The organism is Methanofollis sp. W23 (assembly GCF_017875325.1).
Classification (GTDB): Archaea; Halobacteriota; Methanomicrobia; order Methanomicrobiales; family Methanofollaceae; genus Methanofollis.
On sequence record NZ_JAGGMN010000001.1, the window covers coordinates 1,271,831 to 1,288,073 of the forward strand.

General features: G+C 58.3%; 14 protein-coding genes. 5 read left to right on the plus strand and 9 right to left on the minus strand.

Annotated features, from left to right (window positions below; all coding sequences use genetic code 11):
• Positions 1 to 6 precede the first annotated feature (6 nt).
• Complete coding sequence (locus tag J2129_RS05330) at positions 7 to 1,419, minus strand: aldehyde dehydrogenase family protein (RefSeq protein WP_209629884.1); 1,413 nt, start codon at positions 1,417 to 1,419, stop codon at positions 7 to 9.
• Positions 1,420 to 1,503: 84 nt separating this feature from the next.
• Between J2129_RS05330 and J2129_RS05335 the strand changes: the two genes are divergently transcribed.
• Positions 1,504 to 2,217: a ribonuclease III domain-containing protein gene (locus J2129_RS05335; RefSeq protein ID WP_209629885.1), complete on the plus strand. Its 714-nt coding sequence runs from the start codon at positions 1,504 to 1,506 to the stop codon at positions 2,215 to 2,217.
• Positions 2,218 to 3,729: 1,512 nt separating this feature from the next.
• Here J2129_RS05335 and J2129_RS05340 read toward each other — a convergent pair.
• The 7 genes from J2129_RS05340 to J2129_RS05370 all read right to left on the minus strand — a co-directional run bounded on the left by J2129_RS05340 (position 3,730) and on the right by J2129_RS05370 (position 11,665).
• Complete coding sequence (locus tag J2129_RS05340) at positions 3,730 to 4,152, minus strand: hypothetical protein (protein ID WP_209629886.1); 423 nt, start codon at positions 4,150 to 4,152, stop codon at positions 3,730 to 3,732.
• Positions 4,153 to 5,579: 1,427 nt separating this feature from the next.
• Positions 5,580 to 6,650, minus strand: a complete 1,071-nt coding sequence (locus tag J2129_RS05345; protein WP_209629887.1) for an MFS transporter — start codon at positions 6,648 to 6,650, stop codon at positions 5,580 to 5,582.
• 1 nt (position 6,651) lies between these two features.
• On the minus strand, positions 6,652 to 8,541 hold the full coding sequence (locus J2129_RS05350; protein WP_209629888.1) for a beta-CASP ribonuclease aCPSF1: 1,890 nt from the start codon (positions 8,539 to 8,541) through the stop codon (positions 6,652 to 6,654).
• A gap of 22 nt (positions 8,542 to 8,563) precedes the next feature.
• Complete coding sequence (psmB, locus tag J2129_RS05355; protein WP_209629889.1) at positions 8,564 to 9,202, minus strand: archaeal proteasome endopeptidase complex subunit beta; 639 nt, start codon at positions 9,200 to 9,202, stop codon at positions 8,564 to 8,566.
• Between the two features lie 77 nt (positions 9,203 to 9,279).
• On the minus strand, positions 9,280 to 10,143 hold the full coding sequence (locus tag J2129_RS05360; protein WP_209629890.1) for a CBS domain-containing protein: 864 nt from the start codon (positions 10,141 to 10,143) through the stop codon (positions 9,280 to 9,282).
• Between the two features lie 20 nt (positions 10,144 to 10,163).
• On the minus strand, positions 10,164 to 10,589 hold the full coding sequence (locus J2129_RS05365; RefSeq protein ID WP_209629891.1) for a universal stress protein: 426 nt from the start codon (positions 10,587 to 10,589) through the stop codon (positions 10,164 to 10,166).
• 32 nt (positions 10,590 to 10,621) lie between these two features.
• Positions 10,622 to 11,665 (minus strand): amidohydrolase family protein, encoded by a 1,044-nt coding sequence (locus J2129_RS05370; protein ID WP_209629892.1) that lies wholly within the window; start codon positions 11,663 to 11,665, stop codon positions 10,622 to 10,624.
• A 50-nt stretch (positions 11,666 to 11,715) separates the two neighbouring features.
• Between J2129_RS05370 and J2129_RS05375 the strand changes: the two genes are divergently transcribed.
• Complete coding sequence (locus tag J2129_RS05375) at positions 11,716 to 11,874, plus strand: preprotein translocase subunit Sec61beta (RefSeq protein ID WP_209629893.1); 159 nt, start codon at positions 11,716 to 11,718, stop codon at positions 11,872 to 11,874.
• Between the two features lie 1,119 nt (positions 11,875 to 12,993).
• Here the strand turns inward: J2129_RS05375 and J2129_RS05380 are convergent.
• Positions 12,994 to 13,734: a coenzyme F420-0:L-glutamate ligase gene (locus J2129_RS05380; protein WP_209629894.1), complete on the minus strand. Its 741-nt coding sequence runs from the start codon at positions 13,732 to 13,734 to the stop codon at positions 12,994 to 12,996.
• 1,434 nt (positions 13,735 to 15,168) lie between these two features.
• On the opposite strand from J2129_RS05380, the gene J2129_RS05385 reads away from it, so the two are divergent.
• The 3 genes from J2129_RS05385 to J2129_RS05395 all read left to right on the plus strand — a co-directional run bounded on the left by J2129_RS05385 (position 15,169) and on the right by J2129_RS05395 (position 16,026).
• Complete coding sequence (locus tag J2129_RS05385; RefSeq protein WP_209629895.1) at positions 15,169 to 15,348, plus strand: hypothetical protein; 180 nt, start codon at positions 15,169 to 15,171, stop codon at positions 15,346 to 15,348.
• Positions 15,349 to 15,448: 100 nt separating this feature from the next.
• Positions 15,449 to 15,676, plus strand: a complete 228-nt coding sequence (locus J2129_RS05390) for a DUF5320 domain-containing protein (protein ID WP_281069818.1) — start codon at positions 15,449 to 15,451, stop codon at positions 15,674 to 15,676.
• Between the two features lie 77 nt (positions 15,677 to 15,753).
• A complete protein-coding gene (locus J2129_RS05395) occupies positions 15,754 to 16,026 on the plus strand; it encodes a DUF1922 domain-containing protein (protein WP_348632292.1) in 273 nt (90 codons plus the stop codon).
• Positions 16,027 to 16,243 lie beyond the last annotated feature (217 nt).

Here is a 16,243-nt window from a genome sequence, read left to right on the forward strand (position 1 = left end):
CCCTGTTCACGGCCTGATCAACAGCGCCTTCTCCTCGGTGTAGCGCTCAAGGGCATGCACCCCGTTCTCTCGCCCGGTGCCGCTCCACTTTACCCCGCCGAAGGGGGTCTCAGGCGGCACCTTGATGTGCTGGTTTACCCAGACGATGCCGGCCTCCAGGTCCTGGCACCCGCGCTCGGCCCGCCCGAGATCTTTCGTCCAGATCGAGGCGCCAAGACCGTACCGGGTGCTGTTCGCCGCCTCCACCGCCTCGTCGAGGTCCTCGACCTCCACGACCGGGAGGACCGGACCAAAGACCTCCTCGCTGAGGACGGGGGCGTCGGCAGGAAGCCCGGCAAGCAGGGTCGGTTCATAGAAGAACCCCTTCCCCTCAGGCCTCGTCCCGCCGGTGAGGATCTCGGCCTCGTCGCGCACGTCCTCGACCACCGCTTCGATCCGCTCGAGGCCCGCGGCATTGTTCAGCGGCCCCATCCGCACCCTTTTCTCCATCCCATTCCCGATAGTGAAGGCGCGGGTCTTCTCGGTGAGCAGTTCCCTGAACCGTTCGGCAACTTCCGAGAAGACATACACCCGCTTCACCGCGGTGCAGGTCTGGCCGCAGTTATAGAACCGCCCGGCCGCTGCCCCGGCCGCCGCGACCTCAAGGTCGGCGTCGTCGCAGACGATCATGGGATCGCTCCCGCCGAGCTCCAGGCTCACATGCTTCATCGTCTGCGCCGCCGTCTCGGCCACATGCCGCCCGGTCCCGATCTCGCCGGTGAACGAGACCTTCCTGACCTCAGGATGCGTGACCAGGGCCTCCCCCACAGTCTCGCCAGGCCCGGTGACGATGTTGAGCACCCCGGCCGGCAGGCCGGCCTTGAGGAAGAGGTCGCCGATGGCCAGGGTCGTCAGCGGCGTGGTGCTCGCCGGTTTGAGGACCATGGTGTTCCCGGCCGTCAGGGCCGGTCCGATCTTCCATCCCGCAATCATCACCGGCATGTTCCAGGGGATAATCCCGGCGCAAACCCCGAGAGGACGCTTCTCGACGATGATCCGTCCGTAGAGCCTGGTGTTGATGCTCTCCCCATACAGCGACGACGAGAGCCCGGCATAGTACTCCAGGACATGAGCAAACCCACGCACCTCGTCGGTCGCCTCACGCAGGGGTTTGCCCTGTTCCGCAACGAGCATGGCTGCAAGTCGTCCCACCTCCTCACGGACCAGCGCCGCCGTCCTGAAGAGGATCTTTCCCCGCTCGACCGGCGGGAGGGCGGCCCAGCCCGAGCATGCTTCTGATGCGGCGTCCACCGCTGCACCCACGTCGTCCTGGCCGCCCTGGGGAACCACCCCGACCTTCTCCCAGGTCGCCGGGTTGATCACCTCCATCTCTCCTCCGCTTGCTGCCGTCTTCCATTCTCCTCCGATGAGCATCTTCATAATGCGTCACTTCTATATTTCTCTGCACAATAGCCTTTTCCCCGGGCAACGGGCAGGCCAACCTCACCTGACGGTGGTTATTCGATGGAATGGACCAGAAAAAAAGAACTCATACAATTTCTTGCACAGCCAGGGATCGGCGTCACCGACCCCGACGACGACGCCCTCGCCCGGTACGACCAGGCCCTGACGCACCGCTCCTATGCCTACGAGCACCCCATCGGGCCCTTCCCCCGCCCAGACTACGAGCGGATCGAGTTCCTGGGCGACCGCGTCCTCAACTTCATCGTGGCCGAATATCTCTTCCGCCACTTCGACTGCTCGGAGGGTGCGCTCTCCAAACGGATGGAGGCGACCAAGAACGAGCACCTGGGGGCGATCGTCCCGGGGACCGGGATTGGATTGGAACAGCACATCCTCCTCGGCGCCGGCCAACCTCTCACCCGTCCGATCATCGCCGACGTTTTTGAGGCATTTATCTGCGCCCTCTATCTCCACCTCGGGCTTGACCGGACGCGCGAGATCGTCCTCGGGCTTATCGCCGACGACGTCCTCCACTTCGACCCAGACGGAAATGTCATCGGCAGGCTCCAGGAACATCTCCAGCAAGAATACAATGAGATGCCGGAGTATCACCTCCTTGGGCGCACAGGCCCTGACCATGCCCCGACCTTTGCCTGTGCGGTCACCGCCCCCGGCCTCCTCTCAGCAAGGGGCCTGGGTCGGAGCAAGGCCGACGCAAAACGAGCCGCGGCACAGAGGGCCCTCGCCGCCCTGGAGAAGAGAGCGGAAAGGTAGTTGGGAAGGCAGGAACGAAGGAAGCAGGTATGTTCAGGGTTGTGAGAGGCTCTCGCCCCTCTCTCATCGTCTCCAGAAGAGGATGGACAGGGCCGGGTGAGAGAGGGATTGAACGCGAGAAAAACCGACTCAAAGGCTCTGTAGAAACCCTGATAGATCGGTGAGAGTACCTCTCTGATCACGTGCCTTCTCATCTACCTCGTGCCGGGGGGGCACCCCCTGAACTCCCCCGACGAGGAGAGGGGCGGGGCGGCAGCAATGAGGCGGCGGTCTCACAGAGTCTCCTGCGCTGAAGGGGAGCACAATTTCACACACCCTGGGGAACCACGATCATTTTCATCACGTACGCGTGAGCCTCAGGGTCATGCCTGATTCTACAGGGCCGACTCAAAAGAAATTATCTTCATGCCAGGGGTATGCCGCCCCTGGACACACCCACAGAGGTGACTGGTCGAAAACGGCGAAACAGGCGATCAGGTACGAGAATTATAGACTCTTTTGAACCGCTCATGAAGCAAACGCACGCCTCACACATACGGGATGAAACACGGGATGAAACGTTCTCGTCGCGTGCTTTACCTCTCTTTCCAAGACTGGAAGATCGGTGGAGACCTTGTTCCATCGCCTCCCCACATTCCACTCTCATACAGGGGTTTTGCGCCCCCTGACCCCAGGGAACCAGATTGGACCAGAAAGGCAGAGGCTCGATCATTCTGGAGATGTATCTGCGATCTGCGCTATCACTCTTGAAGGATATCTCGTGAATTCTAACTATTATAGAAAGAGGGAGAGATGATCTTCGCGATCATTTTCATAGAACATATCCCAAAACTCCCTGAGGCCTGACCATCGTCTTGAACTGAAGTGCGTCCTTCCAGAAATTCAAAACGTTTTCCTCCACCAGGGGGCGTGCCGACCCCGGGGATCCGCCGTCGATGAAGATTGACGGGAGATTGCAGCCTCGTTTCATGGCTTCTTGCTGCCTTCCCCCATCTTCTCGCCGGGGGCGCGGCCCCCGCACCCCCCCCCTGGATGAAGACAGGGCAGGGAAGGCACAATCAATCGCTATGAAGGGCGTAATGCCGTCCACCACTTCTCTTCGCGCGGGGAGACCGGGGGAGCGAGCGGCACGCCCCCCCGCCAAAGATACCTGTCCGGAGGATTTCTACAGAGCCCGAAACTCAAAGATTTCCCAGTGGTCGCCATCGCTCACAGCCACCTGATCTCGTGAGGAAGATTATGCCAGGAAGGTGGAATGGATGATCATGAAGAGGGAGGTGCCGTCCGCAACCCTATCGTGTCGTGATACGCCTCCCCCAGCGGAGATCATAATTATCAAGACGCTTTTTAAAGAGCCAAAAGATCGTTATTTTTCTGATAGACACTCATGCTCTCTGTGAGGAAATGAGCAGGGTGTTTGGGAAAAGTGTACTCATGCCCCCGACCGGAAGCCAAACCCCAGGATCCCCTGGATAAAGATTGAAGATTAAACCAGAGAGATCTGAGGTTCACCTATCCGATGATCTCAGGTTCTTCAAAGTCTTCCAGATCGTCGAGGAACGGCATCAGCCCGGTCATATAAGGCTCACCCTCGATCTCGCCGACGGCGACGACCTCGATGATGAGAGGGAGTTCTTTGAGCCGCATTTCAAACGAGTAGGGATCGAACTCCCTGGCAAATTGCAAGAACTTCTCCACCGAGATGAACGGGCGCTCAGTCTCGGGCACGTTCTCGTATGCCTTCTCGTCGGCCGCAAGGTTGCCGTTCCTCCCCATCTCCTCCTCGAAATAGAGGACCGCCCTGAACCCGTAGTCCTGGCTGAACCGCTGGATCTCGAGGATATCGATCCGCTCGCCAGGGGCGATCCCCAGGCCGGCAAACTTCTCCTGGACATTTTCTCCGTCCAGATATTCGAACACATTCTTCGTACTCATGGATTTTCACCGAATTCGTCCCGAAACCTTCTGGCGGGTTGGCGCTGATCTCTGTAGTAGGTTTTTCGTGCGGATGTTATGTAAGTTCTGGAAAGGGAGGATGGAGTGGTCTTTCTCTTTCTCTCCAGATAATACCGGAGATACCCCCAGAAGGGAGAACAGGGTCTGGAAAAAGCCCTTGATAGATCTCACTCCTCTCCTCAGACCCCACACAAGGAGAGACCGGTAAATCATACTCAAACCAAAATCGTGAGGTTTACCATGAGCATATCCCAAAAGTATCCCGGACATGAATCTCCGTCTGGATCTAAACCTTTCATTCCAGAAATTCTGAGCGCAGATCTTCCGCCGGGGGGCTGGCCGGCTGCCCAGCAGTCCCCCCGCAGAAGAGAGAGGGGGGAGGAGGTCATCCCCTCTTCTGCATCATCACATGCGCCTTCCCGCCCCTCTCTTCATCCTGGGAGTCCGGGCGGCACTCGCCCCCGGCGAGATTGTTCAAGGACGGCGACCGATCACGTGCCGCCCCACATATAGATTAAAGGCTCTGTAGAAACCCTCTTGATGGTTCTCTTCGCCGGGGGGCTTGCCGCCCCCCGAACCCCCCATGACGAAGATAGAGGTCGGGTGGCAGGACACCCGGCGAAAAAGATACAAGAAGGCGATGAATGGATGTTCACGCTATGAAAAGAGGAGAGTTTGACACCATCAATTTTCTTTATTTCTGGCAGAGGGGGAACTCAGGAGAGTTTTGGGATGACCTCCATGAAAATGATCCTGACGATTATCTTTCCTGGTTTTTATGAGAATTTGAACCATCCAGATCTCGTTGAAGATGATATACAGATGAGAGAGACACCTTCAGCATGATCGGTGCTCTGCCTTCCCACTCCTATCCTCATTCCGGAGGTTTGGGGGAGCCGCGCCCGCGGCGTGAAGGTGCAAGAAAGAGTGATAATCGGGTGTGCCGCCCCAGATCGTAGAACCTTCCCTGTAATCTCATGCCGGGGGGTCACTCTCCCCATCATCGCCTGCCCACTTCAATCTGTATCCAGAGATAGGAAGACGTGAAAATGGGGTTGTGTCGAAACCATTTCCCTCATCTTCTCACCGGGGGCGCCGCCCCCCTGACCCCATGCTGATGAAGATTAGCGGGGGAACCGCATCCCGTCTTCACGATCATCGCTCTACTTTCCCACTCCAATCGCCATCCCGGGATCTCGAGGGCAGTGCCCCCGACGCAGTGGTGTCGGGAAGGCATGAATGCATGGGTGCGCAACGAAAAGGTGATGAACTTCCTACCACATCCATTGCTCTCTTCTGGAAGGAGGAAGGGTGGAGAGGTTTGGGATGACTTCAGAACCAGGATATAGGCGAGGTGCCGCGCCCCCATCCACCACCGACTCTCCTGCACCCGAATATATACCCTCTCACGCCGGGACATGACACCGGCACCGCCCGATTGTGACGGCCATCAGGACCGAAAGAACGGCGACCATCGCAAACGCCGCCACAAACCCCTGGACCTCGGCGACGACCCCTGCAACAAAAGGCAGGAGCGTCATCCCGGCATAGGTCGAGGTGTTGAAGAGCCCCATCACCGCCCCCTGACGAGTCGGGTCGGCCGCAAGATAGTTGACCTGGGCGATGATCACCACCCCTGCCAGCGCCCCGATGACCACAAAGGCCGCCGGCGTGAAGTACAGGGCCGCGACCGCCGCTCCCATCAACACTGCCGCCGCCCGTATCGTCGGGATCGGGCTCAGTGAGACCCTCGACGCCACCAGCGACGAGAAGATCGTGGCCACATTCATCGCCCCGATCAGCACTCCCAGGGCCGCCGCCTCTTCGCCCGTATACTCCGGGTAAAGCGCCGTCACCGCCCCGGTCGCCCCGATCAGCATGATCGTCGCGACATACATCCAGAAATAATCCCTGCCAATCGCCGCCAGGTCGGCACTCCCGCGCGGCACATCCCCGACCGCCGCGTCCTTCATCACCACGCTGAGCAGGAGCGGGAGAAGTGTAGCAAGCGTGAAGGCCGCGATTCCTCCTGCCGGCCCCATGGCCTCGTTCAGCCACCCGGTTACGACCAGACCCGAGACCAGGCCCACATTCAGGGCGGCAATGAAGTTGCCGCTCATCTTCCGGTGGTCTGGCTGGAGATTGATCCAGGACATCGCCGCCGGCACAAAGAGTCCGGCCCCGATCCCCTCCAGGGCCCGTGCCGCCAGGAGGACGATTGGATCTGCGACCGCCAGGATCAATGCCCCGCTCACCAGGGTCAGCACCAGCGCAGCCCTGACCAGGGGCACCCGCCCGATCCGGTCAGAGAGGAGCCCCGCCGGGAAGACAGTCAGGAATGCTCCTAAAAAATATGCCGAAAAAATGGCGCCCTGGAATGCCGCACCCTCTGCAAGGGCCGGCAGGACCGGGACGACCGCATTGGACAGCGCCATCACGGCGAAGACGCCGAGCAAAAGGGTCAGGCGCTGTCTCATCTTATACCATACGATAGGTTTCGAGGTTCATCGGCGAACGAGTCTCGATCCGGTAGCGCTTATAGATCGAACTGGCCAGGTCGATGGTGTTCCCCTCGTCGCCGTGGATGGTGAAGATCTTCTCTGGCCTTGGCTGGAGATGATGGACAAAGTTCATCAACTGTTTGCGGTCAGAGTGACCTGAGAACCCGTCGACCGTCTCAATATCCAGTTTGACGACCAGCGTCTCGCGGTTGCCCATCGGGATCTCGCGCCATCCCTTCTGGAGCCTGCGGCCAAAGGTCCCGTCGGCCTGGTAGCCGACAAAGATCAGGGTGTTCCTCTCGTCAGGCGCCAGGGAATAGAGATACTCCATCACCGGTCCACCACTGAGCATACCGCTCGTGGTGATGATGACGCAAGGGTCGCCGCCGATGACCTTCTCCCGCAGCTCAGAAGAGTCGACCTGAACAAAACACTCGGCCAGGAAGGGGTTGAGCCCGTCCCTGAAGATCTGGTTGCGCAGGTCGTTGTTGAGATACTCCGGGTAGGTGGTGTGGATGGCCGTCGCCTCCTTGATCATCCCGTCCAGGTAGACCTTGACATTGGGGATCTTGTTCTTGCGCATCCCCTCCTCGAGGGCGAGCATGACCTCCTGCGACCGCCCGACCGCGAATGCCGGGATGATCACCTTCCCGCCCCGCTCGATCGTCTGGTTCACGACCTCGTAGAGTTTCTTCTCGGCCTCGTCGCGTGGTGGCTGGAGAGCCCTCGACCCACCATAGGTGCTCTCCATAAACATCGCTTCGAGACGGGGGAAACTCGAGACCGCCGGTGAGAAAAGACGGGTCTTCTGGTAGTTGAAGTCGCCGGTAAAGGCGATGTTGTAGAGCCCGTCGCCGATATGGAAGTGGGCAATGGCCGACCCCAGAATATGGCCCGCATTATGGAGGGTGAGTTTGATATCAGGCGCGATATCAGTGACCGACCCATAGTTGAGGGTGATCGAGTGCTTGAGATATTCTTTCACCTCATTGGAGGTGTATGGCTGTTTTCCGGCGTCCTTCTTGACCACGTCCAGGTAGTCGAGTTGGAGGAGTGCCGCGAGGTCCCGTGTGGGGGGTGTCGAATAGACAGGACCGTCGTATCCGTACTTGAAAAGCAGCGGGACAAGAGCACAGTGGTCAAGATGGGCATGGGTGAGCACCACCGCGTCGAGTGAGGAGAGCGGGGAGATCTCAGGCACGTACAGGTACGGCGTGCTCGTGGCACTCCCCGGCTTTTCTCCACAATCGATGAGGATCTTGCTCTCTGGGGTTGTGAGCAGGAAGGCCGCACGTCCGACCTCCCGGCAGCACCCGAGCGTTGTCGCCCTGACCCAGTGGTCCCTGGCGATGACGTCCCGGTGAATTCGCCGGCCGATCGTGCGCAGGAAATCCTTACGTTCGTCCTTAATAGAACGAAGATATTGACGGACCTGTTTTACGGTTGAACTCTCGATCGGCGGGGTCCGTACCACCTTGGGAGTCCAGCATGTTTTCTTGGTGATCTCACGCAGGGTTGCCCCGTTCTTCCCGATGACGACTCCTGGTTTCTCGGCCTCAATGAGCACCTCACCGGTATCGGGATCGAAAAATATGTCTGATATGCCTGCGTTCTCAGGGACGACCCCCTTGATCTCGGTGGCCGCAGTCTCGGGATCTTCGAGAATGGTGGGTCGAACAACAATACGCTTACGCAGGTCCCTGGCAAGCACCTTGATCAGGTCTTCCTGGTCGGCGAACTTCTTGGGTTCGTCGGTGTAGATGACCAGCTCAGGGCCTTCAAACTCGACCTGGGAGATGGTAATCCCGGCCGGGACCTTGGCGTTGATCTTGTCCCTGAGTTCTTTAAGTCTGTCCTCTATGAGCATTACTATCGTCCTGAAAAAAGAATTATTGAGTCAGTTCAGAATATTTCTTGGTAGCCTCGACGGTTTTTTCCTCGTATTTCTCCTTGGTGATGACAACAACACTGATGTCTTCCCCTGACGCGGCGTCGCGACGCATCGCCGCCTTGAGTGCCCTTGTGGCAAGTTCGGCCGCTTCGGCCTCTTCCATCTCAGGGTGGTAGCGGTCTTCGAGGACGCCGTATGCCATGGGTGAGCCTGAACCGGTGGCGACGATCTCGTCTTCCAGTGAGGCTCCACCCATCGCATCGACCGAGTAGACACTTGGTCCCTTCCGGTCGACGCCGCCGACAAGGAGCTGAACATAATACGGGTAATAGCGGTTCTGCTGAAGATAGTTGGAGAGAAGCGTTGCGGCTGCCCCGACCGAGATCGGTTTGCTGTGGCGAACCTTGTAGAGGTTGCACTCCACCTGCATCAGCCTGGCAAGCGACTGTGCGTCGCCGACGCCTCCTGCCGTGGTCATCCCGATGCGATCTGCAATCTGGTAGACCTTCTTTGCTTTCTTGCTTGCAATAAGGGTGCCCATCGTCGCACGCCGTTCAGTGGCGAGAACGATGCCCTCTTTAAATACTAAACCTACAGTTGTGGTCCCTTTGAGTATTTCCTGATTAATTTCAGGCATTCGGATACCCCCAAAAACTACACGCTAAAAGTTGGAAAAGCGTTATCAGTTATAAGTGATACCAAGAAATTTAAAGGTTATTGATCTGGGGCCCCTTCAGGCCCGGCACAGAGCACCTTGATAAGCTCACGGTCAAAGAGCATTGCAATGAGTTTTTTGTCGCCGTTGACCACCGGGAGTTGGTCGAGGCGCGAACGCTTCATAAGAAGGGCGCATTCACTCACGCCGGCGTTTTTCGGGACGGTGATGACGTTCTGGATCATCGCCGCACTCACAGGACGGTCTGGGAGCAGAACCTTGGAGACACCATAGCTGATCACGTGCATGTCCCTGATGCTCTCCCAGGTCCACTCGTCGTCGTCGGTCCCGTTCGAGAAGTCGGAGACCTCGACCGAGTCCTCGATGTGAGAACTCCTGATGAGGTCGCGTTCCGCGATGATCCCGGCGACCCGCCCCTTGTCGTCCATGATCGGTACCGCCTCGACATCTGAGATCTCCATGATCCGACCGACGAGGGGGAGCGGGGTCTCTTCCCACAGGGCAAAGGTGTTGCTGGTGAAGTGGGACGAGATCTCATCTTTGATCCTGAGTTGAGCGATCGCCGCCACGAGATCTGCGACTGAGAGGAGCCCAACGAGCGCACCGTTCTCTTCGACGACCGGCAGTCTGCGGAAGTGATGTTTGGTCATCAAGGTGGCCGCCTCGGTGAGGGTGGCGTCCGGGTGGATCGTGACCGGGTTTGGAGCCATCAGGAGGGCGACCTGGGTCTCTTCCGATTTGCGGAGGAGATCTTTTCTGGTCACGACCCCGACGATCTTGCCCTTCTCGGTGACCGGCACGCCGCTGATCCCGGTCCGCTTGAGGATCTTGAGAATGTCGTCGCGGTTGCTGGGGATCTCAACCGAGACGACGTCTTTGGTCATGTAGTCTCTGACGTACATGTCTACTGTTGTTGCAGGAATTATCTCACCACCATGGTCGTGCAGCTGCTGTTCCTGACCACGTGCTCGGAGACGCTACCGAGGAGAAGGCGGTCGATGTTGCTTTTGCCGCGAGAACCAATGATGATCAGGTCGGCCCCGACCTCGTCAGCCAGGGCAAGGATTTCACTTCCCGCGTGACCGTCCCTGAGGTGGGTCTCAACGGAGAGTTCTTCCTGTTCAGCGCGCGTTCTGGCCTTTTCAAAGACTTCTTTCCCTTCGGTCTCCAGGAGAGAGTAGATGATCTCCCAGGTGTTGTCCATCGGGATAGAGGAGAACATGCTGGTCTCAACGACGTAGACCAGGTGGAGGTCTGCGTCCCAGACCTCTGCTTCGTGCATGGCGGTCTCAAGGGCCTTCATGCTTATCTCTGAGCCGTCGACAGCGACGACAATTGTGTGGAACATACCTGCACCTCCAAAAATCAAAATTTGCAAGATCACTCGGTTTGTGTGTTTATAACAGTTTCGAGGAGGTCGTTCCGTCCTGTCCGTTTGACGATGGACGCGACCGGGTCTGTACTGAATCTGAGATTTGATCGAGATGTATTAATTATGGTGAAATGGGCTTTTTTTCCCTCTTCTATGAAATATGACCGGCCGGTCAGTTCTGCGCCCTTCACGGCGGCGCGCATGATCTCAGGTGGAGGGAGCCGGGTGACGGTCTCAACAAAGGCCATCTCACTGAGCATATCGGGCTGGACGAACATAACGTTGTCGGTGCCAAGGAGAGGGCTACACCCAAATTCAAGCATTTTTTTCAGGGGCGGGTGACCGGCACCGGTGGTCACCCCAAGGGTCCAGTTGGAACGGACGCAGACGGCGATGGGGATGCCGGCGTCGGCGATGGCCCGCAGGTGTCGGTCGGTGGCGTGGGTACAGTGGACGAGGAGGTCTGGGTCATAGGCGAGGGCCTCGTCGATGTCGTCTGGATCCTTCTCGCCGGCATGGAAGGCGACGGCCTTGCCGGCGGCCCGTGCCCGTGCCACCTGATCGTCGGCGTCGGCGACGTCCCTGACGCTGCTGATCCCGACGCCGTCGCCTGGCCCCTCCCCTCCGTCGCGCCCGAGGATGAACGGGTGGAGGGGCGAACCTTCGAGGGCTTCTCTGAGGGCGAGCACTCCGTCTGGCCCTCCTTCCCTGAAGTCGGCAAACCCGGCGGTGCCGGTGGCGGCCATCACGTCAAGGCTGGCCTGCATACCGGCAACGAGTCGGTCACGCGGGGTCGCCCTGAGGATACGGTGTTTGAGACCGTCAGGTGGCGTGACCAGGTCGGAGAGGTTGCCGAAGGTGGCGCAGTCCATTGCGACGGTATCGCCGAGATGGGTGTGGGCATTGAAGAAGGCCGGGCAGATCCAGTGGTCTGTAGAGACCTGTCCCTCTTCGATCCCGGTCACCACCCCGTCTTCGACGACGAGTCTCCCGTCCACTGCGTCAAGGCCCTCCCCGAGAAGGATGGTCCCCTCATATACCTCTTCGGGCATACCCATCCATTGACACCGTATTTATATATATTGAATGTAAACCTTTCATCATGGCGAAGAAAAGTGGCGGACGGCTTGTCTCGTCTGCGGGGCTTGTGAACTATTATGACAGCGAGAGCCGGCGGGCGTTCCATATCAACCCGATGTATGTGCTCGCAATCGCTACAGCGGTGGGCGTCTTTATTCTTCTGTTGGACCTCTTCTACTGATACTTTTTTTATTCAGTCGGATGTGGGCGGGGCAGATCGCCGGAGGGCCGTCGACCGAACTGCGGACCCTTGTTTTCCCTGTATCCTATCCCTTCACAGGGCTCTTGCGGTCCCTGTTTTGCGCTTGATGCGACGGTAAGGCCGAGTGAGCGGTACGGAGATCAGGGCTCTATATGAAACCCTCACCAGTTCTTGGTGTGGGCGCGACAGGACCGTCTTCCCATCACATAGCCGGGGGCAAGTGCCCCCCTGACCCCCAGGAGCAAGATTGGGCCGGGAAGGCTGAATAGACGAATATGAAAAAGGGGGTGCAACCCCCGGCGTGATCAAGGTGGAAAGATTCGTGATCAGAAGGGTACTCTGACAGATCAATGAAAGTTTCTACAAATCCTATCCCAGAACTCTCTGACTGTATCCTTACAGAAAAGAGCGCGGGATGATGATGGAGAGGTTCTTATTTTTCGTCATGCTTCCATGCACCAGATCGCCTTTTCTCGCCTTCGATCCGGGCGCTCCGCCCTTGGCCCCATAAATGACGATAGGGACGGGAAGGCAGCGAGAAGCCACGAAGAGAGGCTGCGATCTCCCGTCAATCTTCATCGGCGGGGGGTGCGGGGGGCGACACGCCCCCCAGGGGATGAGAAAGATTAGAATTTCTGGAAGGATGCACTTAGGTTCGAGGAGATGTTCACCCCAAGAGAGTTTTGGGATATGTTCTAAGTGTATTCATGCCCTCCACCGTGGGCTCGGCGCGCCCCTGACTCTCCTGCGCGACGACAGGCACGGGGACGCCAGAGGGGTGAACCAGGTAAGACACTCCAATTGTCGTGACGAGGGCACCAACATGGGAGAGAGGGCCTGACCACTCGCACCCGACATTTGAACAGATAAAAGTTGAAAGGAGTGGCCCTGTAGAAACTCCTGCCAGTTCTTGATAGACTGACTGAATCACCTTCCCTTCTCTTCGGCCGGGAACGAGTGCCCCCCGGACCCCCAAGATCACGATTGCGCTTTGAAAACAGAATCGATGACTATAAAGGATGCGTTGCAGCCTTCGACCCATCGTGTAGAGGGGAGAACGGGAGGCGGCACGCCCCCCGCTCTACAGAACCAAAAGGATCAGTTCTTGTCGAGTGCCTGCCTGATGAGGTCTTCGTCTTTTCTGAAGTGGAGGTCGTCGTGCCCGGTCCACCCAGGGCAGTTCCTGAAGACCACGACCGGGATGCCGTTGTTGCTCTCGCCCATCACGAAGTTCGAGAAACCGGCGACCTCGTCGACTACTGCTTCTTCGGTGATCTCGAGGGTGTGGCCGAAGAGGTCGTGGTCACCCCTGAAGTCGCGGATCGCCGTCATTCCGCTCCACCCGATAGCGACGCCCGCCTGGCCCCGCCTGAATGAGCGCCCGCAGGTATCGGTGATGATCACCCTGACCTCTTTCCCGGAGGCCGCCTTGAGGGCGTCACATAGCCCTGATGCGGCCTGCATCGGGTCGGGGGGGAGGCGGACGATCATGCCGTCCTCGACATTGGAGTGGTCGAGTCCGGCCCGCACGCCGATATGACCGGTGACTGTCTCAGAAAGGATGAAGGGCTCTTCCAGGATGACGTCGGTGGTGTCGTCGAGGACGGCCTGGATAAACCTGGGGTCTTCATGAGTCTTCTGAGCGATCCGTTCTGCGTCGCCCGAGGGGACGATCTCGTCGAGCAGTCTGGTGTGGCCGTGCGCCTTGGAGTAGACCGAGGAGGCGAGACAGAGGATGTCGCCGTCCTCGAGGGCGACCTGCCGGCAGATCATCTCTGCGAGGTCATCCCCCTGATGAATGAGTGGGAGGCCTTTGACCGGGATTACCTCGATATGCATAGAATATCTTTATCATACTCCTCCAGACTAATAGCCATCGGTCGGGGCGCCTGTGGTTCATGAATACATGCGAGCCCTTAGACATCGACTGGGCATGAGCCCTGGCCCAGGCATACCAGATGAATGTCTCATTTCACTGTTCTCAGGGACGTGAGAGGACCGATCTTTGATCCTTTGCTTTGTAGGGAGGTCCTGTGATCCTCACCGCCTGGGGGCGATGCACAAATCCCCCATGAAGAGGCGAAGGTCTCTACAAAATGATCCTTCCCCATGCAACAGAGGCGAGAAGGGGAACGTTCATCGATTGTACCTTCCCGACACAATCGTCATCTCTGGGGTTTAGGGGCAGAGCTCCCGGCACGCTCGATGGGGGAAGGTGAGTGAGTCACGGTCATTCCAGGAATGAGTGAGGATTTCTACAAAGAAGTCTTCGACATGGCCGGAAGGACGGCAAGCCCATACAAGACCTGAACGCCGCTATCATGGGAAATTCACACGATAGAACAGGCCCACGATCTTCATACAGTGATATCGCGGCTTGATGATGTTCTCTGGCAGGGAGGTGGCCGTTCCACCCTGTCCCCCGCGCGAAGAGAGGCAAGGGACGACATAATCTTCTCCTGGACTTTCGATGCTGCGTTCTCGGCCCAATCTTCATCCTGGAGTCTGGGGGCAGAATTTCCGGCGCGACCACGTGGGAAGGTGAGCCATTGGGGCTCTGTAGAATCCGACATAATCCTGGGGGTCAGGCATACGAGATAAAAATGATCATGGGTCTTTGGATCGTGCACTGATCAGTGTTCCTCCTTCAGAGCACGACACCACGCGGGAACATCATCACATGGCCGCCCCCACCTATCTTTGTCGTGGGGGGGTCGGGTGGGCAAGGCCCTCCGGCGCGAGACGGCGGTGAAGATTTGACGATTGAGGGCGGCACATCTGATTATCACGCCATCCCACACCTTCACGCCGCGGGCGCGGCGCCCCCGGACCCTCGGGATGGCGATGGGGCTGGAAGGCAGAACGCCGATCATGCTGAAGCAGTCCTTCTCATCTGCATATCATCTTCAACGAGATCGGCTGGTTCAAATTCTCATAAAAACCCCGAGATGTCATCGTCAGGGTCATTTTCATGGTAAATCCTCTTGATGAATCTCTGACTGGGGGCGTGCCGCCCCCCTGACCCCCTGCCACATGATAGATCAAGGACGGCATCGCTCTTGTCACAGTCACCCATTCTGCTTTCCCAGTTCTATCTTGCATCTTGGGGTTCGGGGGTAGCGCCCCCGGCGCGAGTATAGGAGAAGACAGTCGAGTCACGCGTGCACCTCAAAGAGGGGAGAATTTCTACACAGCCATGGGTTTGATATAGGTGTGCCGTGATGGGGGAGAGTGAGCGGGCGTCCGTGGAGGGAGGTCCGTGGAGGTGTCGAGATGACATGGTATAGCATCGGAAAACTTGGGAAAGAGGAACTTGCCCAGCGGAAGTTTGGACCCCCGGTGAAGAAAGGCACCGGTGAGACTGCCGAGAGAGCGGCAGTCCCGGCCACGATGGAAGTCGTCATCAGGACCGAGACCGGGAAGCAGGAAGGGCGCTGGCACTGGCACTGGTGAAAGGGCCGGCGTAATCTCTTTTTTTGGGACTCGGGAACATTTGCCTGATCCTCATCTTTTATCTATTAATGCGCATATGAGTACTAATTGTATGCCAGGAATGGATGGTACCGGCCCTCTGGGACGAGGGCCAATGACCGGATGGGGGCGCGGTCGGTGCAGACCGGTCGCTCCCGCACCCGTTGCAGAGACCACTGAAAACACAGCTCCAGCACAGCCCGCACAGCCTCCACAGAGTGCCGCCTATTACGGCCTCGGGCGCGGCGGACTCCCACGCGGGTGCGGCCGTGGGTTTGGCGGCGGCCGCGGTCGCGGCTGGCGCTGGTGACCGGGGCACTGCACGCCCCTTCTTCTTTTTATCGATACAGAGAGGAATCTTTTTCACCAAGCAACCCCCATTTCCGGATGATGTACCGCGTCATCCGCTGTCCGGGGTGCCTCACCTTTACCTATGTCGATCCGTACCAGCACTGGAAACTCTGTCATGTCTGCGGCGAGGTGATCGACGCCACGCGCGCACCTGTGTATCTCGAAGTCATCGACCACCAGGATGCGGAGAGGGTCGTCTGCCAGCTCCAGGACTATCTCGAAGAAACCTGCAGGGAAGATCTCGACGATGCAGAGAAGAAAAAAATCCGCTCAGAATATGCCCGCTGGGTCAGGAGCCGGATCGACTGAGAGTGTCAAAGGTCCGAGCATCTTCCTGAATCATTCATGAGGCACATGGCACGCCTCAGGCATGCCGCATGAGTCTTGTTCGTCACGGTTTTTCGTGCCTGTTCCAGGAGGCTATCCTTTCGGCGCACCACACTTGTTAGGACGACACGGTTTTTCGCGGTGCCGACTCTGGAGAGTCAGAGATGAAGATGGAGGTCACGCATACTGGGAAAACTCC

Coding starts and splice junctions, on each gene's coding strand:
- J2129_RS05330 (WP_209629884.1), bottom strand. CDS start 1,419: ATGAAGATGCTCATCGGAGGAGAATGGAAGACGGCAGCAAGCGGAGGA.
- J2129_RS05335 (WP_209629885.1), top strand. CDS start 1,504: ATGGAATGGACCAGAAAAAAAGAACTCATACAATTTCTTGCACAGCCA.
- J2129_RS05340 (WP_209629886.1), bottom strand. CDS start 4,152: ATGAGTACGAAGAATGTGTTCGAATATCTGGACGGAGAAAATGTCCAG.
- J2129_RS05345 (WP_209629887.1), bottom strand. CDS start 6,650: ATGAGACAGCGCCTGACCCTTTTGCTCGGCGTCTTCGCCGTGATGGCG.
- J2129_RS05350 (WP_209629888.1), bottom strand. CDS start 8,541: ATGCTCATAGAGGACAGACTTAAAGAACTCAGGGACAAGATCAACGCC.
- psmB (WP_209629889.1), bottom strand. CDS start 9,202: ATGCCTGAAATTAATCAGGAAATACTCAAAGGGACCACAACTGTAGGT.
- J2129_RS05360 (WP_209629890.1), bottom strand. CDS start 10,143: ATGTACGTCAGAGACTACATGACCAAAGACGTCGTCTCGGTTGAGATC.
- J2129_RS05365 (WP_209629891.1), bottom strand. CDS start 10,589: ATGTTCCACACAATTGTCGTCGCTGTCGACGGCTCAGAGATAAGCATG.
- J2129_RS05370 (WP_209629892.1), bottom strand. CDS start 11,665: ATGCCCGAAGAGGTATATGAGGGGACCATCCTTCTCGGGGAGGGCCTT.
- J2129_RS05375 (WP_209629893.1), top strand. CDS start 11,716: ATGGCGAAGAAAAGTGGCGGACGGCTTGTCTCGTCTGCGGGGCTTGTG.
- J2129_RS05380 (WP_209629894.1), bottom strand. CDS start 13,734: ATGCATATCGAGGTAATCCCGGTCAAAGGCCTCCCACTCATTCATCAG.
- J2129_RS05385 (WP_209629895.1), top strand. CDS start 15,169: ATGACATGGTATAGCATCGGAAAACTTGGGAAAGAGGAACTTGCCCAG.
- J2129_RS05390 (WP_281069818.1), top strand. CDS start 15,449: ATGGATGGTACCGGCCCTCTGGGACGAGGGCCAATGACCGGATGGGGG.
- J2129_RS05395 (WP_348632292.1), top strand. CDS start 15,754: ATGATGTACCGCGTCATCCGCTGTCCGGGGTGCCTCACCTTTACCTAT.